This window comes from Bradyrhizobium sp. SZCCHNR1015 (assembly GCF_032489875.1).
GTDB lineage: Bacteria > Pseudomonadota > Alphaproteobacteria > Rhizobiales > Xanthobacteraceae > Bradyrhizobium.
In genome coordinates this window covers 106,908-120,641 of the sequence record NZ_JAUEYW010000006.1, presented here as the reverse complement: position 1 = coordinate 120,641, position 13,734 = coordinate 106,908, and the positions used below count along the sequence as shown (strand labels likewise).

The following is a 13,734-nucleotide window of genomic DNA, read 5'->3' as shown; positions in this document are numbered from 1 at the left end:
GGATTGGCCATGCAAACGCTCAATGCCATCGTCTTCGGCTGGTATCCCTATCTCTGCCTGACCGTCTTTCTGATCGGCAGTCTGATTCGATTCGACCGCGAGCAGTACACGTGGCGCTCGGGCTCGAGTCAGCTGCTTCGGCGGCGCCAACTGATCTGGGGCTCGAACCTTTTCCATGTCGGGATCCTTTTCATTTTTGCGGGGCATTTCGTCGGGCTGCTGACGCCGATCTGGGTGTTTGACATGCTCGGCGTGTCGCACGGCTTCAAGCAGATGCTCGCGATCGTCGCCGGTGGCGGCGCCGGACTGATGTGCCTGGTCGGCATTTCGCTCCTCGCGCATCGCAGGCTCTTCGATCCCAGGATCCGCGCGACGTCGTCTTTTGCTGACACGGGTATCCTTCTGGTGCTGTTCGTCCAGCTGCTGCTTGGCTTGGCGACCATCCCCGTGTCGCTCGGTCATCTCGATGGTCACGAGATGGTCAAGTTCATGGCCTGGGCGCAGGGCATTCTCACGTTGCAGCCTGGAATCGCCGCCAACATTGTCGACGTCCATCCGATCTTCAAGGCGCATCTGGTCCTGGGAATGACCATCTTCCTGCTCTTCCCCTTCACCCGCCTGGTCCACATCTGGAGTGCGCCGGTGTGGTATCTCGGCCGCCGCGGCTATCAGGTGGTGCGCAGCCGCGACGGACGCCGTCATCTTGTGCAACCGATTCAGCCTGCGGAGTAACCGATGGACTGTTCATTGGGCGCGGCGCTTCCAAAGCCGAAGATGGTCAGTGTGAACGGGGTCGTGATCGAACGCGACGTCATTGCCCGGGAAGTTCAGAACCATCCGTCGGACAAGCCGATCCTCGCCTGGCAAGCGGCGGCGCGCGCGCTTGCGGTGCGCGAATTGCTGAGACAGGAGGTCAGGAGGCTCGGCGTAACGGCCTCCCCTCTGCGTGATGCCGAAGGTCGCAGCGAAACCGAGGAAGAAGCGGCGATGCGGGCGCTGATCGCGCGCGAGGTTCTGATACACGAGCCGGACGAATCGACGTGCCGTCGCTTCTACGATCAGAACAGGCAACGGTTCCTTGTCGGCGAGCTCTACGAAGCGTCGCACATCCTGCTGATCGCGCCGAGCAGCGATTCGCTGGCTCGATCGGCTGCGCGAGACGAGGGGCGGACGATCATGGAGGCCGTGCGGAGAAGCCCGGAGGTGTTCGAGACCATCGCGCGCGATCGCTCCGACTGCAGGGTCTCGGCGGAGAATGGTGGCAGGCTCGGGCAGCTGTCGCGTGGGCAGACGACCGCCGAGTTCGACGCCGCGCTGGCCCGGATGTCGGTTGGAGAGGTTGGTCTGATTGAGACACGCTTTGGTATCCATGTCGTGCGCCTTGACCGGCGGGCCCCCGGACAAGTCCTGCCGTTCGACATGGCGAGGGCGCGCATTTCGCAATATCTCACCGAGCGTGTCCGGCACCAGGCGCTCGCGAAATATGTCGCCGATCTGGCAGGCCGCGCGGCGATCGTTGGCGTGACTTTGCCGGCGCCGCAATCGGCGCTGCCGCAGTAGAGGGGGCGATCATGCTGCTCGGGGATCTCATTCACGATCTCAGCGACGACGCGAAGTCGAGTGCGGTGTTGCAGGGGTGTGGCGACCTTACGCTCCTGGTGCGCGTCAGCTCTGTCGCGGATCGCCTCGGCGAGGATGTCGGTGAGTATGCGTCGGCTGCTGTCCGGCGCTTTGCAAATCTCGCCAAGAACGAGGATTGGCTCGGGTTGATGAGCGCCATCGACAGAGCCGCCGATCCCGCGATCGTCTGTCTGACGTCCATGATCAAATGGTCGCTGCAGAGGGATGAAATCGATCACTCCTAGGCCGGGTCCGCCACAGGCTATCTGTGCTGGAGGAGTGGGTTGGACATGTCGAAGCATCAAGCTGATGTTGGGATTCGCATGCACGATGAGATGGTAGAGAAGGTCGGTGTTGAGGCCGCGCCGCTCGTGGCGCTCGTCTACGACGACGGGAAATATCCCTACGAGACGTTCGATCACCTCGTGGATCACTCGCGTCGAGTGCGATTGAAGGTCGCCGGCGCACTGCAGCGAAGGCTGTTCCTCGACGAAAATCGCCGGTGCGACGTCCTGCTCGAGGAGATCGACACGGCCAATCAAACCCCGATCTTCGAGGATCGTGGATCGGGAGCGAGAGGTTGCCGGCTGGATGAATCGGCGCTGGCAGAGGTGACGGTTCGAGTCCTCGCCAGCCTGGATGCGCGTCCAAACATCCTGGTGTTGAACAAGTTTGGAAAGGCAGAGTGCGAGGGACGCGGAACGCTTGATCTGATTGCCCGCGCGCTGGACCTCGCGATACCGACGATTGTCGGCGTGCCGCGCAGCAATATCGATGCCTGGAGAGATTTCTCCGGAGATATGGGGATTGAGCTCGAAGCCCGCGGAGACGTGGAGCGGTGGCTGGAAAGTGTTCGGCAGGATCGAACTATAAACTCAGCCAGCCAGCTGCGCTGATCGCGATTGCGAGCAATCGACGGGTCGGGGGACACAGAACTGCCGAGCCGGGCCGCCGAAGATATCTGCCGGCTGACATGGATGTTCCTCGACGCGACAGGGAGTCCGCCGGTCGTGCTGGAGTCGTCATCACGACGCTGATGACGCGAAATGTTGCGCTCCGACAAAGAATGGCCGGTCGGGCCCGACTAGCATCTTTCCGATGGTCGGGAGATTGTATGGCGCAAGCTCATCGTTCGCGCTTCCTTCGGGCGTGAGGGGACTGTGTTCCTCCGGGCGCCACGGCAATTGCCGAATGGCGCAGCGTCGTCGCGAGTGCTGCGTCCGCGATCAAGAACTGGAGCCGCTCATGATTGGAGCGAAAATCTCGCGCTGGACGATGAGCTATTTCGCGGCAGCGCTGGGGTGGCTGCTCGTTGCCTTGGCAATGCTGGTCGGCGGACTCGGTTACCCCGCTGCAGACCTCGGCGCTCCCGATACGCTTGTCGTTGTGCATGCGGTCTGCATCGGTTGGCTCAGTCTCTCGGTATGCGGCGCCTTGTTCCAGTTCGTTCCCGTTCTCGTCGCAAGGCCGCTCCCCTTCGACAAATGGGCCTTGCCGGCCTTGTTCCTCATCAACGTCGGTCTGGTCTGCCTGATATCGGGTTTCCTCTCACTGGCCGGACGAATTGCTCCAGCCGCTTGGCTTCTGCCGGCCGGCAGCGTGGTGCTCGGCGCCGGTCTGGCGATGGTCGCGCTCGATCTGGGCCTGACGCTCTTCAGCCAGCCGAAGGGGTCTGCTCTATTTGTCATCGCCGGACTTGGCTCGTTATGCGCGACTGTCGCGCTCGGCGCCGCGTTCTCGTTTGCTCTCGCCGGATCGGCGGGCACCTTCGGCGCCGCGCTCCTGGCCGCGGCGATTCCGATCCATGCGATTGCCGGGCTGGGAGGCTGGCTGACCCTGACCGCCATGGGGGTGAGCTATCGCCTGCTGGCCATGTTCATGCTCTCGGCGGACCTCGGCGATCGACAGAGCACATCCGCGCTGAAATTTGGTGCGCTCGCGCTATCGGTGGCAGTCGTGGGCGGATTGTTCGCAATCGGCCTCGCAGCCGAGCTCGGAGCCGTGCTCATCCTCGCTGCTGGTCTTGGGGTGATCTCGCTTGCGCTGTATGGACGGGACATCGCGACGATCTATCGCTCCCGCAAACGGCGCCAGCTCGAGCTGAACATGCGGATGGCAACCGTGTCTTTCGCCAATCTGGCGGCGACGGTGGCGCTCGGCACCGTCATCATCGTCACCGGAAAGGTCGGCGTTCATGTCGGCGCGTTCGCGTTCTTGGCCGTGTTCGGCTGGCTGTCTGGTCTCATATTCGCGAAGCTCTACAAGATTGTCGCCTTTCTGACCTGGCTCGAAACCTACGGTCCCGTGATGGGGCGCGGCCCGACGCCACGGGTTCAGGACCTGGCGGTGGAACGCCGGTCCGAGAAGTGGTTCATCATCTATTTTCTAGGCGTCTGGGCGGCGACCATCATGTTGATGATGGGCGAGGACCAGGCGTTTCGCGGCGCCGCGGCGGTCATGGCCGTGGGCAGTATTGGAATCATACACGAGCTTGTGCGAGTCCGACGTCTTTCCGATGTTGCGGGCTCCCGGAGGCTTCCGGCCGGAGCCATCGCGCCAAGCCTGTTGTTCGCCAGAAACTAGGAGGGAAGCCATGATCGCGTACATTGACGTCGACGTCCGACCGATTCTCAGGGCCGGAGGCGAGCCGTTCTCCGTCATCATGGACGCGGTTGGCCGGCTGGCGCCAGGCCAGGGCGTGCGGCTGATCGCGAGCTTCAGGCCGATTCCGCTGCTCTCCGTCATGGCAAAAAAGGGCTTCGCCCACACCGATCGACCGCTCGACGATGGCGACTGGGAAGTGCTGTTTTCGCCGCTGGCTGCCGAGGACGCCGGTCAGGAAGACGCAGGTGCCAGCCTCGCATTCGAGCGATGGCCAGATCCCGTGGTCACGCTCGACAACCGGGAGCTCGACCCACCCGAGCCGATGGTGCGCATCCTTGCGGCCGCGGAGGAGTTGGCCCCTGGAGAGACCTTGTCGGCACTTCTGGGCCGCGAGCCGGTGTTCCTGTTCCCTGAACTTGAGAAACGTGGCTTTCGCTGGCTCGGCGGGTTTACGCCGGATGGATCGACCTACGAACTGTCGGTGAGGGCTCCGCTATGAGCCGCGATGTCATCGACCGCATCCGCGACGCCATGCGCGTGGTCATCGATCCGGAGCTGGGAGAAAACGTGGTCGATCTCGGCTTCATCTACGACATCACGGCGACGGATGGCGTTGTGCATGTCACGATGACGGCCACGACGCCCGGGTGCCCCGCAACAGGTTTTCTCAAGGAAGGGGTCGCATGCAGCATTGCGGAGATTGCGGGCGTCGAAGCCGTGGACGTGACGATGACATTCGATCCGCCTTGGACCCCATCCAGAATTGATCCGGCCGTTCGTGCTGCGCTGGGTTTCGACAACGTCAATTGACCGAACGAAAGCGAAAAGCTGGTGGCTGCTCGGCCGGGAACAGTCCAGGTTCGCGCGGCAGCACGGAGAGGCGGCGTCTGTACTCCCGCTCGTCGAAGAACACGTCAACCGTCGCAGACGCCTTCGGCTCATCGCCCGAGTGCGTCTGTCGTGTTCTGTCTTCAAGTCCTATCGTCTGTCTTGCTTCGCTACCTCAGCAAGATTGCTTGCTTCGGTCGTCCGGTCCGGAAGCCACTCCCGCGCGTTGGCGCGGAGCCCGGGGACGTCGAGCAGGTTGATCGCGCGGCAGGCGATCTGCTCGATGACGTCATCGAGCGACTGGGGCTTCAGGTAAAACGCCGGCACTGGCGGCGCGATGATCGCGCCGATCTCGGTGGCCTGCGTCATCGCTCGGAGATGACCGAGATGCAGCGGGCTCTCCCGCACCAAGAGGATCAGCCGGCGGCGCTCCTTGAGTTGAACGTCGGCGGCGCGGACCAGGAGGTTGTCGAGCTGGCCCCAGGCGATCGCCGAGAGGGTGCGGATCGAGCAGGGCGCCACGATCATGCCGGCTGCAGAAAACGAGCCGCTGGCGATGCTCGCGCCGATGTCGGCGACATCATGAGCATGCGCCGCCAGATCACGCAGCCGCGCCAGGCTGCCCTGGCCGACCTCCTCGTGCAAGGTGCGCACGGCGGCGTCAGATACCACGAGATGGACCGTGCATTGCGGTTGCTCCGCGAGCCGTTCGACGATGCGCACACCGATCGCGGCGCCCGAGGCGCCGCTGATGCCGACGATGACGTGGTGCCGTCCGCTCATGCCGAGGCCACCCGACCGGCCCCGCCCTCGCCGAGGCCGAGGCTCGGCCACATCGCGTCGATGCGTGCCGCTACGGCGGGGTCCATCGCCAGCACCTCGCCCCAGGCGCGCTCGGTCTCGGCGCCGAGCTTGGTTGTGGCGTCGATGCCGAGCTTGCCGCCGAGGCCGGATTTTGGCGAGGCGAAGTCGAGATAGTCGATCGGCGTGTTGGCAAGCGGCACGAGATCGCGCGAGGAGTCGCTGCGCGTCGCGACGGCCCACATCACCGCGCGCCAGTCGCGGACGTCGATGTCCTGGTCGACCACGATGAGGAGCTTGGTGTAGCTGAACTGCGGCAGCATCGACCACAGGCCGAGCATGATGCGGCGGGCTTGGCCCGGATAGCGCTTCTTGATCGCTACGACGGCGATTCTGTAGGAGCAGGCCTCTGGCGGCAGATGGCAGTCGACCACCTCCGGGAATTGCTGCCGGATCAAAGGGACGAACAGCGTATTCAGCGCCTCGCCAATTCGAGACGGCTCGTCCGGCGCGCGTCCCGTGAACGTCGACAGATAGAGCGGGCTGCGACGCGTGGTGATCGCGGTGACCTGCAGCACCGGAAAGTTCTCGACGGCGTTGTAGTAGCCGGTGTGATCGCCATAGGGCCCCTCCGGCGCGGTTTCGGTGGCCGACACGACGCCCTCGATCACGATCTCGGCGGCCGCCGGCACCGTCAGGGGCACGGTGAGGCATTCGACCAGCTCGGGGCGGTCGCCGCGCAGGATGCCGGCGAAGCGCAGCTCGGAGATGGTCTCGGGCAATGGCAGCACGGCGCTGAGGATGGCGGCGGGATCGGCGCCGATCACGATCGCGATCGGCATGTCGCGCCCCAGCGCCTGCCACTGCTGGTGGTGGCGGGCGCCGCCGCGATGAGCGAGCCAGCGCATGATGGCACGATCGCGGCCGAGCACCTGCATGCGGTAGACGCCGACATTTTCCTGCTCGCCGGTGGATGCGTCCGGCGGGACGGTGATGACGAGCGGCCACGTCAACAGCGGCGCCGGCTCGCCCGGCCAGCAGATCTGGGCCGGCAAGGTGGTCAGGTCGATGTCATCGCCCATGGTGACACATTCATGCACCGGCGCGGCTGATCGCAGCCTCGGCCGGGTCGACAGCGCCGCGCGCGCCAGCGGCAGCTTCTGCAGCGCTTCCCTGATGTCGCGCGGCGGTTGCGGGGCGCGCAGCTCCGCCATCATCTTGCCGAGCTCCGCCAATCGTTCGGGCTGCACGCCCATGCCCCAGGCCACCCGCTCCACGGTGCCGAACAGATTGGTGACGAGCGGCATTGCCGAGAGTGAGCCGCACGCCTTGATCGGCCGTTCGAACAGCAGCGCGGGCCCTTCGGCGGAGATGACGCGGCGATGGATCTCGGTGATTTCGTGGACGACCGAGACGCTGTCGCGAATGCGTCGCAGCTGTCCCCGCTCGTCGAGAAAGCGCAGGAAATCCGACAGCTCGCGGAAGCGAGGGACATCACGTCGCAACGATAGGCTCCGTTCAAAAAACGCCTCGTAGCTGGAACAATCAGTATGATCTTTGTTCCGGGTCAAATACTTCCCCCGCCGATCCGGCCAGAGCTTGTGCCATGAGTTCTCTTCAGGACGCGTCTTCGACCTCACTGCCACTGTTGCCGCCGCTGCTCAGGCAGGCGCTGCGTCCGTTGCCGTTGCTGCCGCTGCAGATTGCGCTCGGCGCTTTCCTGCGCGGGCTTCTGCGCCGACATCCGCATCTGCTCGACCGGCTCGGGTCGCATCGCGGAAAGCGCTTTGGCATCAAGCCGACCGATCTGCCGTTCGCATTCGTGATTCAGGCGGGCCCGCAGCAGCCGCAACTCGTGGCGGTGCGCGAGCTGCCCACCGGCCTCGATGCCTCCATCTCCGCATCGATCGTGAGCCTGCTGGCGCTGGTCGAGGGCCGGCTCGACGGCGATGCGCTGATGTTTTCGCGTCAGCTGGTCATCGAAGGCGATATCGAGGCGGTGCTGGCGCTCCGCAATGCGATCGACGATGCCGGTCTGGATCTGGTCGCTGAGATCGCGACGCTTTCGGGGCCGTTCGGCGTGCCCGCGCAACGCCTGCTCGCGGCCGCGCGCGACTCGCTGCTGAGATTGACGACGAACGAAAGCGGGATGCGACGATGGAGCTGATCTGTCCGGCAGGGACGCCGGCGGCGCTGAAGAGCGCGGTCGAAGCCGGTGCCGATGCCGTCTATTGCGGCTTCGCCGACGAGACCAACGCCCGCAACTTTCCCGGGCTGAATTTCAGCCGCGCGCAGATGCGCGAAGGGATCACGTTCGCGCATCGGCGCGGCGCCAAGGTGCTGGTCGCGATCAACACCTTCCCGCGCGCCGGCGCCGTCGAGCTGTGGCGTCGCGCGGTCGATGATGCCGTCGAGGCCGGGGCTGACGCGCTGATCCTTGCCGATGTCGGGCTGATGGACCATGCCGCGCGGCGCCATCCCGAACAGCGACTGCATGTCTCGGTGCAGGCGGCGGCGGCGAATGTCGACGCGATCGCGTTCTACGTCGAGAATTTCGGCGCCCGCCGCGTGGTGCTGCCGCGCGTGCTGAGCGTGCCCGAGATCGCCGAGATCACCCGTGAGACGGCCTGCGAGACCGAGGTGTTCGTGTTCGGCGGACTTTGTGTGATGGCCGAGGGCCGCTGCTCGCTGTCCTCCTACGCCACCGGCAAGTCACCGAACATGCAGGGCGTGTGCTCGCCGCCCAGTCACGTCGCCTATCAGGAGACGCCACAGGGAACGACCTCGCGGCTCGGCGGCTTCACCATCAACCGCTTCGGCCGCGACGAGCCGGCCGGCTATCCGACGCTGTGCAAGGGCCGCTTCTCGACCACGCAAGGCGCCGGCTACATCTTCGAGGATCCGGTCAGTCTCGATGCCACGACCCTGCTCGAGGGTCTGCGCGAAGCCGGCGTCACCGCGCTCAAGATCGAGGGCCGCCAGCGCGGCCGCGCCTATGTCGACAGCGTGGTGCGGCATTTTCGCAGCGTGCTGGCAGCGCTCGATGCCGGCAGGTCCACCGAGGCGGCCGACCTCACGGCGTTCACCGAAGGGCAGGCCACCACGCAGGGCGCCTACCGCAAGACCTGGCGTTAGACGACATGACAATGGCGGATCAAGGCGTAGAGCGAATGCAACTCACTCTGGGGCCCGTGCTCTACAATTGGCAGCCGGAGCGCTGGCGTGATTTTTACTTTCGCATCGCCGACGAGGCCCCGCTCGACCGGGTCGTGGTCGGCGAGGTCGTCTGCTCGAAGCGCGCGCCGTTCTTCGAACCCCATTTGCCTGAAGTCATCGAGCGGCTTATGGCTGCCGGCAAGCAGGTGCTGCTGGGGTCGCTGGTCCTGGTGTCGTTGCGGCGCGAGCGCCGGCAGACGGCAAGCCTCGCCGAGTTCGGCCACGGTCTGGTGGAGGTCAACGACCTCACCTGCCTCAAATCGATCGCCGGCCGGCCGCATGCCATCGGGCCATTCGTCAACATCTACAACGAGGCCAGCGCCGCGTTTCATGCCGCCCAAGGCGCCACCCGGATCTGCCTGCCGCCGGAGCTGCCGCTGTCCTCGGTTGCCGCCATCGCCGGCGCCGTGCCGGAGGTGGCGATCGAAGTATTCGCCTTCGGCCGTGTGCCGCTCGCGATCTCCGCGCGCTGCTATCACGCCCGCCTGCACAAGCTCGCCAAGGACAATTGCCGCTTCGTGTGCGAGCAGGACCCCGACGGCCTCGTCGTAACGACGCTGGACAACCAGGCGTTCCTCACCATGAACGGCGTGCAGACGCTGTCGCATGGGTGCTCAAACCTGCTCGGCGATCTCGATCGTCTGAAGCAGAGCGGCGTGACATCGCTGCGGCTATCACCTCAGGCCTGCGACATGGTCGCGGTGTCCGAGCATTTCCAGGCGGTCCTGGCGGGGCGCGTGGAAGCCGAAGCCGCAACGGGCCGCCTGCGCGAGATCTATCCGGACGTTCCATTCGCCAACGGCTTCCTGCACGGCGCCCCCGGGGCGTCCTACGTCTCGGGATAGGTACTGCCGCGTCCTTTCGAGGTGAACTCAGATGTGCTCAGTCTGCATGTTGACTGACCACGGATGGACGACGTTGCGAGACGACGCGCAGCCCGTTCTTGCCGGCATGCTGCAGATTGCTGACCGCGCCAAGGCGGAAGCCCAGGAAGCCGGGGAAATCGTGGTCTGTCCCCGATTTCCCCTCCCAAGCCGGCTGACGTCCTACACGCCGACCGCAGAGCCCAGCTGACGGCCGGCGCCTCATCCCGACTTGTCGCTGAACGTGGCGGGAAGCGTCGCGAGGAACGCCATGACGCGCTGCGTGCGCAGGGGCGGCCGGCGGTTGGAGGTGCGCAGCATCCATAGGGGCTCCGCCGGCGCCCGCCAGGGCATAAGCACTTCGACCAGCTGGCCGGTGCGCAGGTCGTCATGGAAGAGCCACGCCGGCCCCCAGCCGATGCCGAACCCATTCGCGATCAAAGCGACCGACGCGTGCGCGTCGTCGCAAATGTGCTTGGGCTTGGGCGCGACGCGAACGAGCTTTTTGCTGCGCGGATCGGTGAAACGCCAGGTCAGGATCTGCCCGCTCGCGGGATTGCGGAAGCCGACGTGGTCATGTTCGGAAAGCTCGTATGGAGTCGCCGGCGCGCCGCGCGCGTTCAGATACGCGGGCGAGGCGCAAGCGATCCAGGAGAACGTGCAAAGCCGCCGCGCCAGATGACCGGGCGCGCGATCGAGGGGGCCTGAGCGGATGGCGATGTCGACGCCTTCCGCCGCGAGATCAAGAATCTCGTTGCGGAACTTGATCTCGATCTCGATTTCCGGCCGCTCCCGCAGGAACGCGGGAAGTCTCGGCAGGATGCAGGCACGCGCGAACGAGGCGGGGGCGGTCACTCGCACCCGTCCGCCATCGTTACGCGTGGCTTCGCCGAGCGCGGATTGGACGCGATCGAGACTTTCGGCCAGCGCGCGTCCCGCCGCCATCAGCCGCTCGCCCTCTTCGGTCAGCGCCAGCGAATGGGTGGTGCGATGCAAAAGCCGTATTCCGCGAGCCTGTTCGAGGCGGGCGACCGCCTTGGACATCGCCGAGGTGGTCGTCCCCGCCCGCCGCGCGGCTTCGGCGAAGGAGCCCGCCTCGACGACGCGGACGAAGGCGAGGAGACGCGAGAGGTCGGGAGGCAAGGCTGTTGTGGACATTCAGTCCACATAGTCATGGCGACGGGGTCGCTACAAGAGGCCGTTCCGATGGGCCAAATGGGGAGCGTCAGCGCGCATGCTGCGCCGCTAGAAACCGCGAGAAGTCCCATGAACGCCATCGAAATCACGCTGCAAGCCCTCGACGCCGCCGAGCGCGCGATTCCCCCCGGCCAGCCGGTCTACATGCTCAATCTGCTGCGCTACCGCGCGTATGCGCGTTACGAGGACGGCTTCGACGCCGCGCCCTGTTCGGGCCGCGAAGCCTTCAACGAACGCTATAGACCGGCCTTCCGGCGTCTCGCAGCCGGTAAGCCGCTGGTGCGGATGTTTTCCGTGCCGGTCCTGGCGAGCCTCGTCGGCCCGCAAGGCGAACGCTGGGACGAAGCGGCGATCAATGAATACGGCGATTTCGCCGCCTTCCGCTCGATCGTCGACACCGAGACCTACCAGCGCGAAGTCGCCCCGCATCGGCACGCGGCGCTCGAGGATTTCCGGTTGTTCGCGCTCGCCAAGGCGATGTGAACGCATCGGGGCGCCGGCCTTCATTTGGCATCTCAGGACGTGGTTGGATCGCGCGCAAATGCGGTATTGGCGGACTATCCAACCGCCGCGAGGCCAGTTGGGCCGTTCGCAGGCAAAGAAGCAGAGCTTCCAAAATAGTGGGTCTCGCGATGTAGCGGACCCCCGCTACCCGCTTTCCTCGCATTTCCCTTGCTGGCGTGATATGCCTCTGCGTCGATCAGCAGGTTGAGATGGTGAGACTGAGTCCGTTTCCACCAGGTCCGGATTGCTCCAGTTGGCTCTGAAAATCTTACTTGCCGGCTTTGCCGTGTTTCCCTTGGTGCTGCTCTGGTTCGGAGGTCCAATTGTCTGGACCGCCCTGCGAACCGGGCGGCTGCTCGCTCGTGGAGCCGTCTACGATCGCGAGGTGCAGCCTAAGATGTACTTTTTTGGGTTGGTATTCTGGTTTTGCATATTTTTCGTTATGGCAGGGATTAGCTCATCCGTGCTCGTGCATGTCGACGACTGGATTCTCAATTAGACGCTATCCTGCGATTCTTCGTTCCTTCCGCCGCGCTGCCGCGCATCGCCCCGGAATGACGGCGAGGCACCGAAAAAAAACGGCGGCCCGGGGGGGGCCGCCGTTGGAGTCGAGACCACGCGAAGCTAAGCGTGGTGCTCAGGAGGCTCGGAGCTGGACGCGCTGGATCTTGCCGACGATCAGCAAGTAGGCGCACGCCGCGACCAGGGCGTTGAGGCCGACGAACACTAGTGCGCCGTTGAAGGAGCCGGTGGCCGACAGGATGTAGCCGATCACGATCGGAGTGGTGATGCTGGAGAGGTTGCCGAAGGTGTTGAACAGGCCGCCGGAGACGCCGCCGGCTTCCTTCGGCGAGGTGTCGGAGACCACAGCCCAGCCGAGCGCGCCGATGCCCTTGCCGAAGAACGCCAGCGCCATCAGGCCGACCACCAGCGCCTGGCCGTCGACATAGTTGCAGCCGATGATTGCCATCGACAGCAGCATGCCGCCGACGATCGGGATCTTGCGGGCGAGCGTCAGCGATCCCGTCTTGCGCAGGATGGCGTCGGAGATGAAACCGCCGAGCACGCCGCCGATGAAGCCGCACAGCGCCGGCAGGGTGGCGACGAAGCCGGCCTGCAGGATCGACAGGCCGCGCTCCTTGACCAGATAGACCGGGAACCAGGTCAGGAAGAAATAGGTCAGCGTGTTGATGCAGTACTGGCCGATATAGACGCCGAGCATCATGCGGTTCGACAGCAACTGTCCGATATGCGACCAGGTCGGACCACCGGAGGTAGCCTTGGCGTCCTTCGCGCCCTCCATGTCGACCAGCGCGCCGCCGTCCTTGATGTAGTCGAGCTCGGCTTGGTTGACGCTCGCGTGCTCCTTCGGTCCGTACATGGTCCTGATCCACATCAGGCCCATGAGGATGCCGAGCGCACCCATCACTGTGAAGACGTGGCGCCAACCGAACGCATGCGCGATCCAGCCCATCAGCGGCGCGAAGATCACGGTCGCGAAATACTGGCCCGAGTTGAAGAAGGCCGACGCCGTGCCGCGCTCGTTGCTCGGAAACCAGGCGGCGACGATGCGGGCATTGGCCGGGAAGCTCGGCGCTTCGGCGAGACCGACCAGGAAGCGCAACGCGAACAGCGCGGTGACCGCGGCGGCGCCGGAAAAGAAGCCGATCCAACCCTGCATCATGGTGAAGATCGACCAGATCACGATGCTGCAGGCATAGACCCAGCGCGAACCGAAGCGGTCGAGCAGCCAGCCGCCCGGCACCTGCGCGAGCACATAGGACCAGCCGAAGGCGGAGAACACATAGCCCATCGCGACGGGATCGAGATGCAGCTCCTTGGACAGCGAAGGTCCTGCGATCGACAAGGTCGCCCGGTCGGCGTAGTTCACGGTCGTGACCAGGAACAGCATGGTCACGATAAACAGCCGCACGCGTGATCGGCGCAATTCGGCCGTGGTTACGATAGCGCTCATGCGCTCCACCTCTCTTGTACGTTCCTCGATGACTGTCCTAGAGGAGAGGGAGGGCCGGGGTCCAAACCGAAGCCTGTATCAATCGATGCAAATTTTGGATCGATCCCCGGGGTCTCCATGCCGGTT

16 protein-coding genes are annotated in these 13,734 nt (G+C 64.8%); 12 read left to right on the top strand and 4 right to left on the bottom strand.

The window, feature by feature from the left end; all coding sequences use genetic code 11:
* Nucleotides 1-9: 9 nt before the first annotated feature.
* The 7 genes from narI to QX128_RS12200 all read left to right on the top strand — a co-directional run bounded on the left by narI (nucleotide 10) and on the right by QX128_RS12200 (nucleotide 5,034).
* Nucleotides 10-732, top strand: coding sequence for a respiratory nitrate reductase subunit gamma (gene narI / locus QX128_RS12230; protein ID WP_316217448.1), 723 nt, complete (start codon nucleotides 10-12; stop codon nucleotides 730-732).
* 63 nt (nucleotides 733-795) lie between these two features.
* The gene (locus tag QX128_RS12225) at nucleotides 796-1,560 is read left to right on the top strand and encodes a peptidylprolyl isomerase (protein WP_316237556.1); all 765 of its coding nucleotides are present in this window, start codon (nucleotides 796-798) and stop codon (nucleotides 1,558-1,560) included.
* An 11-nt stretch (nucleotides 1,561-1,571) separates the two neighbouring features.
* Nucleotides 1,572-1,865 carry a hypothetical protein gene (locus QX128_RS12220; protein WP_316237555.1) on the top strand — a complete coding sequence of 98 codons (294 nt, stop codon included), beginning with the start codon at nucleotides 1,572-1,574 and terminating at the stop codon, nucleotides 1,863-1,865.
* Nucleotides 1,866-1,910: 45 nt separating this feature from the next.
* A complete protein-coding gene (locus QX128_RS12215; RefSeq protein WP_316217446.1) occupies nucleotides 1,911-2,516 on the top strand; it encodes a DUF2478 domain-containing protein in 606 nt (201 codons plus the stop codon).
* 349 nt (nucleotides 2,517-2,865) lie between these two features.
* Nucleotides 2,866-4,203: a hypothetical protein gene (locus QX128_RS12210; protein WP_315803385.1), complete on the top strand. Its 1,338-nt coding sequence runs from the start codon at nucleotides 2,866-2,868 to the stop codon at nucleotides 4,201-4,203.
* A 10-nt stretch (nucleotides 4,204-4,213) separates the two neighbouring features.
* Nucleotides 4,214-4,723 carry a DUF2249 domain-containing protein gene (locus tag QX128_RS12205; protein ID WP_316182423.1) on the top strand — a complete coding sequence of 170 codons (510 nt, stop codon included), beginning with the start codon at nucleotides 4,214-4,216 and terminating at the stop codon, nucleotides 4,721-4,723.
* Nucleotides 4,720-5,034 carry a metal-sulfur cluster assembly factor gene (locus QX128_RS12200; RefSeq protein WP_316182424.1) on the top strand — a complete coding sequence of 105 codons (315 nt, stop codon included), beginning with the start codon at nucleotides 4,720-4,722 and terminating at the stop codon, nucleotides 5,032-5,034. The genes QX128_RS12205 and QX128_RS12200 overlap by 4 nt, the downstream gene beginning before the upstream one ends.
* A 168-nt stretch (nucleotides 5,035-5,202) precedes the next feature.
* Here QX128_RS12200 and QX128_RS12195 read toward each other — a convergent pair whose 3' ends face one another.
* Both QX128_RS12195 and QX128_RS12190 read right to left on the bottom strand, forming a co-directional pair.
* Nucleotides 5,203-5,835, bottom strand: coding sequence for a UbiX family flavin prenyltransferase (locus QX128_RS12195; RefSeq protein ID WP_316182426.1), 633 nt, complete (start codon nucleotides 5,833-5,835; stop codon nucleotides 5,203-5,205).
* A complete protein-coding gene (locus QX128_RS12190; RefSeq protein WP_316237554.1) occupies nucleotides 5,832-7,358 on the bottom strand; it encodes a UbiD family decarboxylase in 1,527 nt (508 codons plus the stop codon). The genes QX128_RS12195 and QX128_RS12190 overlap by 4 nt, the downstream gene beginning before the upstream one ends.
* Before the next feature lie 143 nt (nucleotides 7,359-7,501).
* On the opposite strand from QX128_RS12190, the gene QX128_RS12185 reads away from it, so the two are divergent.
* From QX128_RS12185 to QX128_RS12175, 3 genes are read left to right on the top strand one after another with little or no spacing between them, the layout of a single operon-like run.
* The gene (locus QX128_RS12185; protein ID WP_316217443.1) at nucleotides 7,502-8,020 is read left to right on the top strand and encodes an SCP2 domain-containing protein; all 519 of its coding nucleotides are present in this window, start codon (nucleotides 7,502-7,504) and stop codon (nucleotides 8,018-8,020) included.
* Nucleotides 8,011-8,988: a peptidase U32 family protein gene (locus QX128_RS12180; RefSeq protein ID WP_316237553.1), complete on the top strand. Its 978-nt coding sequence runs from the start codon at nucleotides 8,011-8,013 to the stop codon at nucleotides 8,986-8,988. Before QX128_RS12185 ends, QX128_RS12180 begins: the two co-directional genes overlap by 10 nt.
* A 35-nt stretch (nucleotides 8,989-9,023) precedes the next feature.
* Entirely contained in the window at nucleotides 9,024-9,914 is an 891-nt protein-coding gene (locus QX128_RS12175; RefSeq protein ID WP_316237552.1) for a U32 family peptidase, read from the top strand.
* Nucleotides 9,915-10,154: 240 nt separating this feature from the next.
* Here QX128_RS12175 and QX128_RS12170 read toward each other — a convergent pair whose 3' ends face one another.
* The gene (locus QX128_RS12170; RefSeq protein WP_316237551.1) at nucleotides 10,155-11,090 is read right to left on the bottom strand and encodes a LysR family transcriptional regulator; all 936 of its coding nucleotides are present in this window, start codon (nucleotides 11,088-11,090) and stop codon (nucleotides 10,155-10,157) included.
* Nucleotides 11,091-11,198: 108 nt separating this feature from the next.
* On the opposite strand from QX128_RS12170, the gene QX128_RS12165 reads away from it, so the two are divergent.
* The gene (locus QX128_RS12165) at nucleotides 11,199-11,612 is read left to right on the top strand and encodes a hypothetical protein (RefSeq protein ID WP_316237550.1); all 414 of its coding nucleotides are present in this window, start codon (nucleotides 11,199-11,201) and stop codon (nucleotides 11,610-11,612) included.
* A 274-nt stretch (nucleotides 11,613-11,886) separates the two neighbouring features.
* Nucleotides 11,887-12,132 carry a hypothetical protein gene (locus QX128_RS12160; RefSeq protein ID WP_316217440.1) on the top strand — a complete coding sequence of 82 codons (246 nt, stop codon included), beginning with the start codon at nucleotides 11,887-11,889 and terminating at the stop codon, nucleotides 12,130-12,132.
* A gap of 138 nt (nucleotides 12,133-12,270) precedes the next feature.
* Here the strand turns inward: QX128_RS12160 and QX128_RS12155 are convergent, their stop codons facing one another.
* A complete protein-coding gene (locus QX128_RS12155; RefSeq protein WP_315803397.1) occupies nucleotides 12,271-13,608 on the bottom strand; it encodes an MFS transporter in 1,338 nt (445 codons plus the stop codon).
* Between the last annotated feature and the right edge of the window lie 126 nt (nucleotides 13,609-13,734).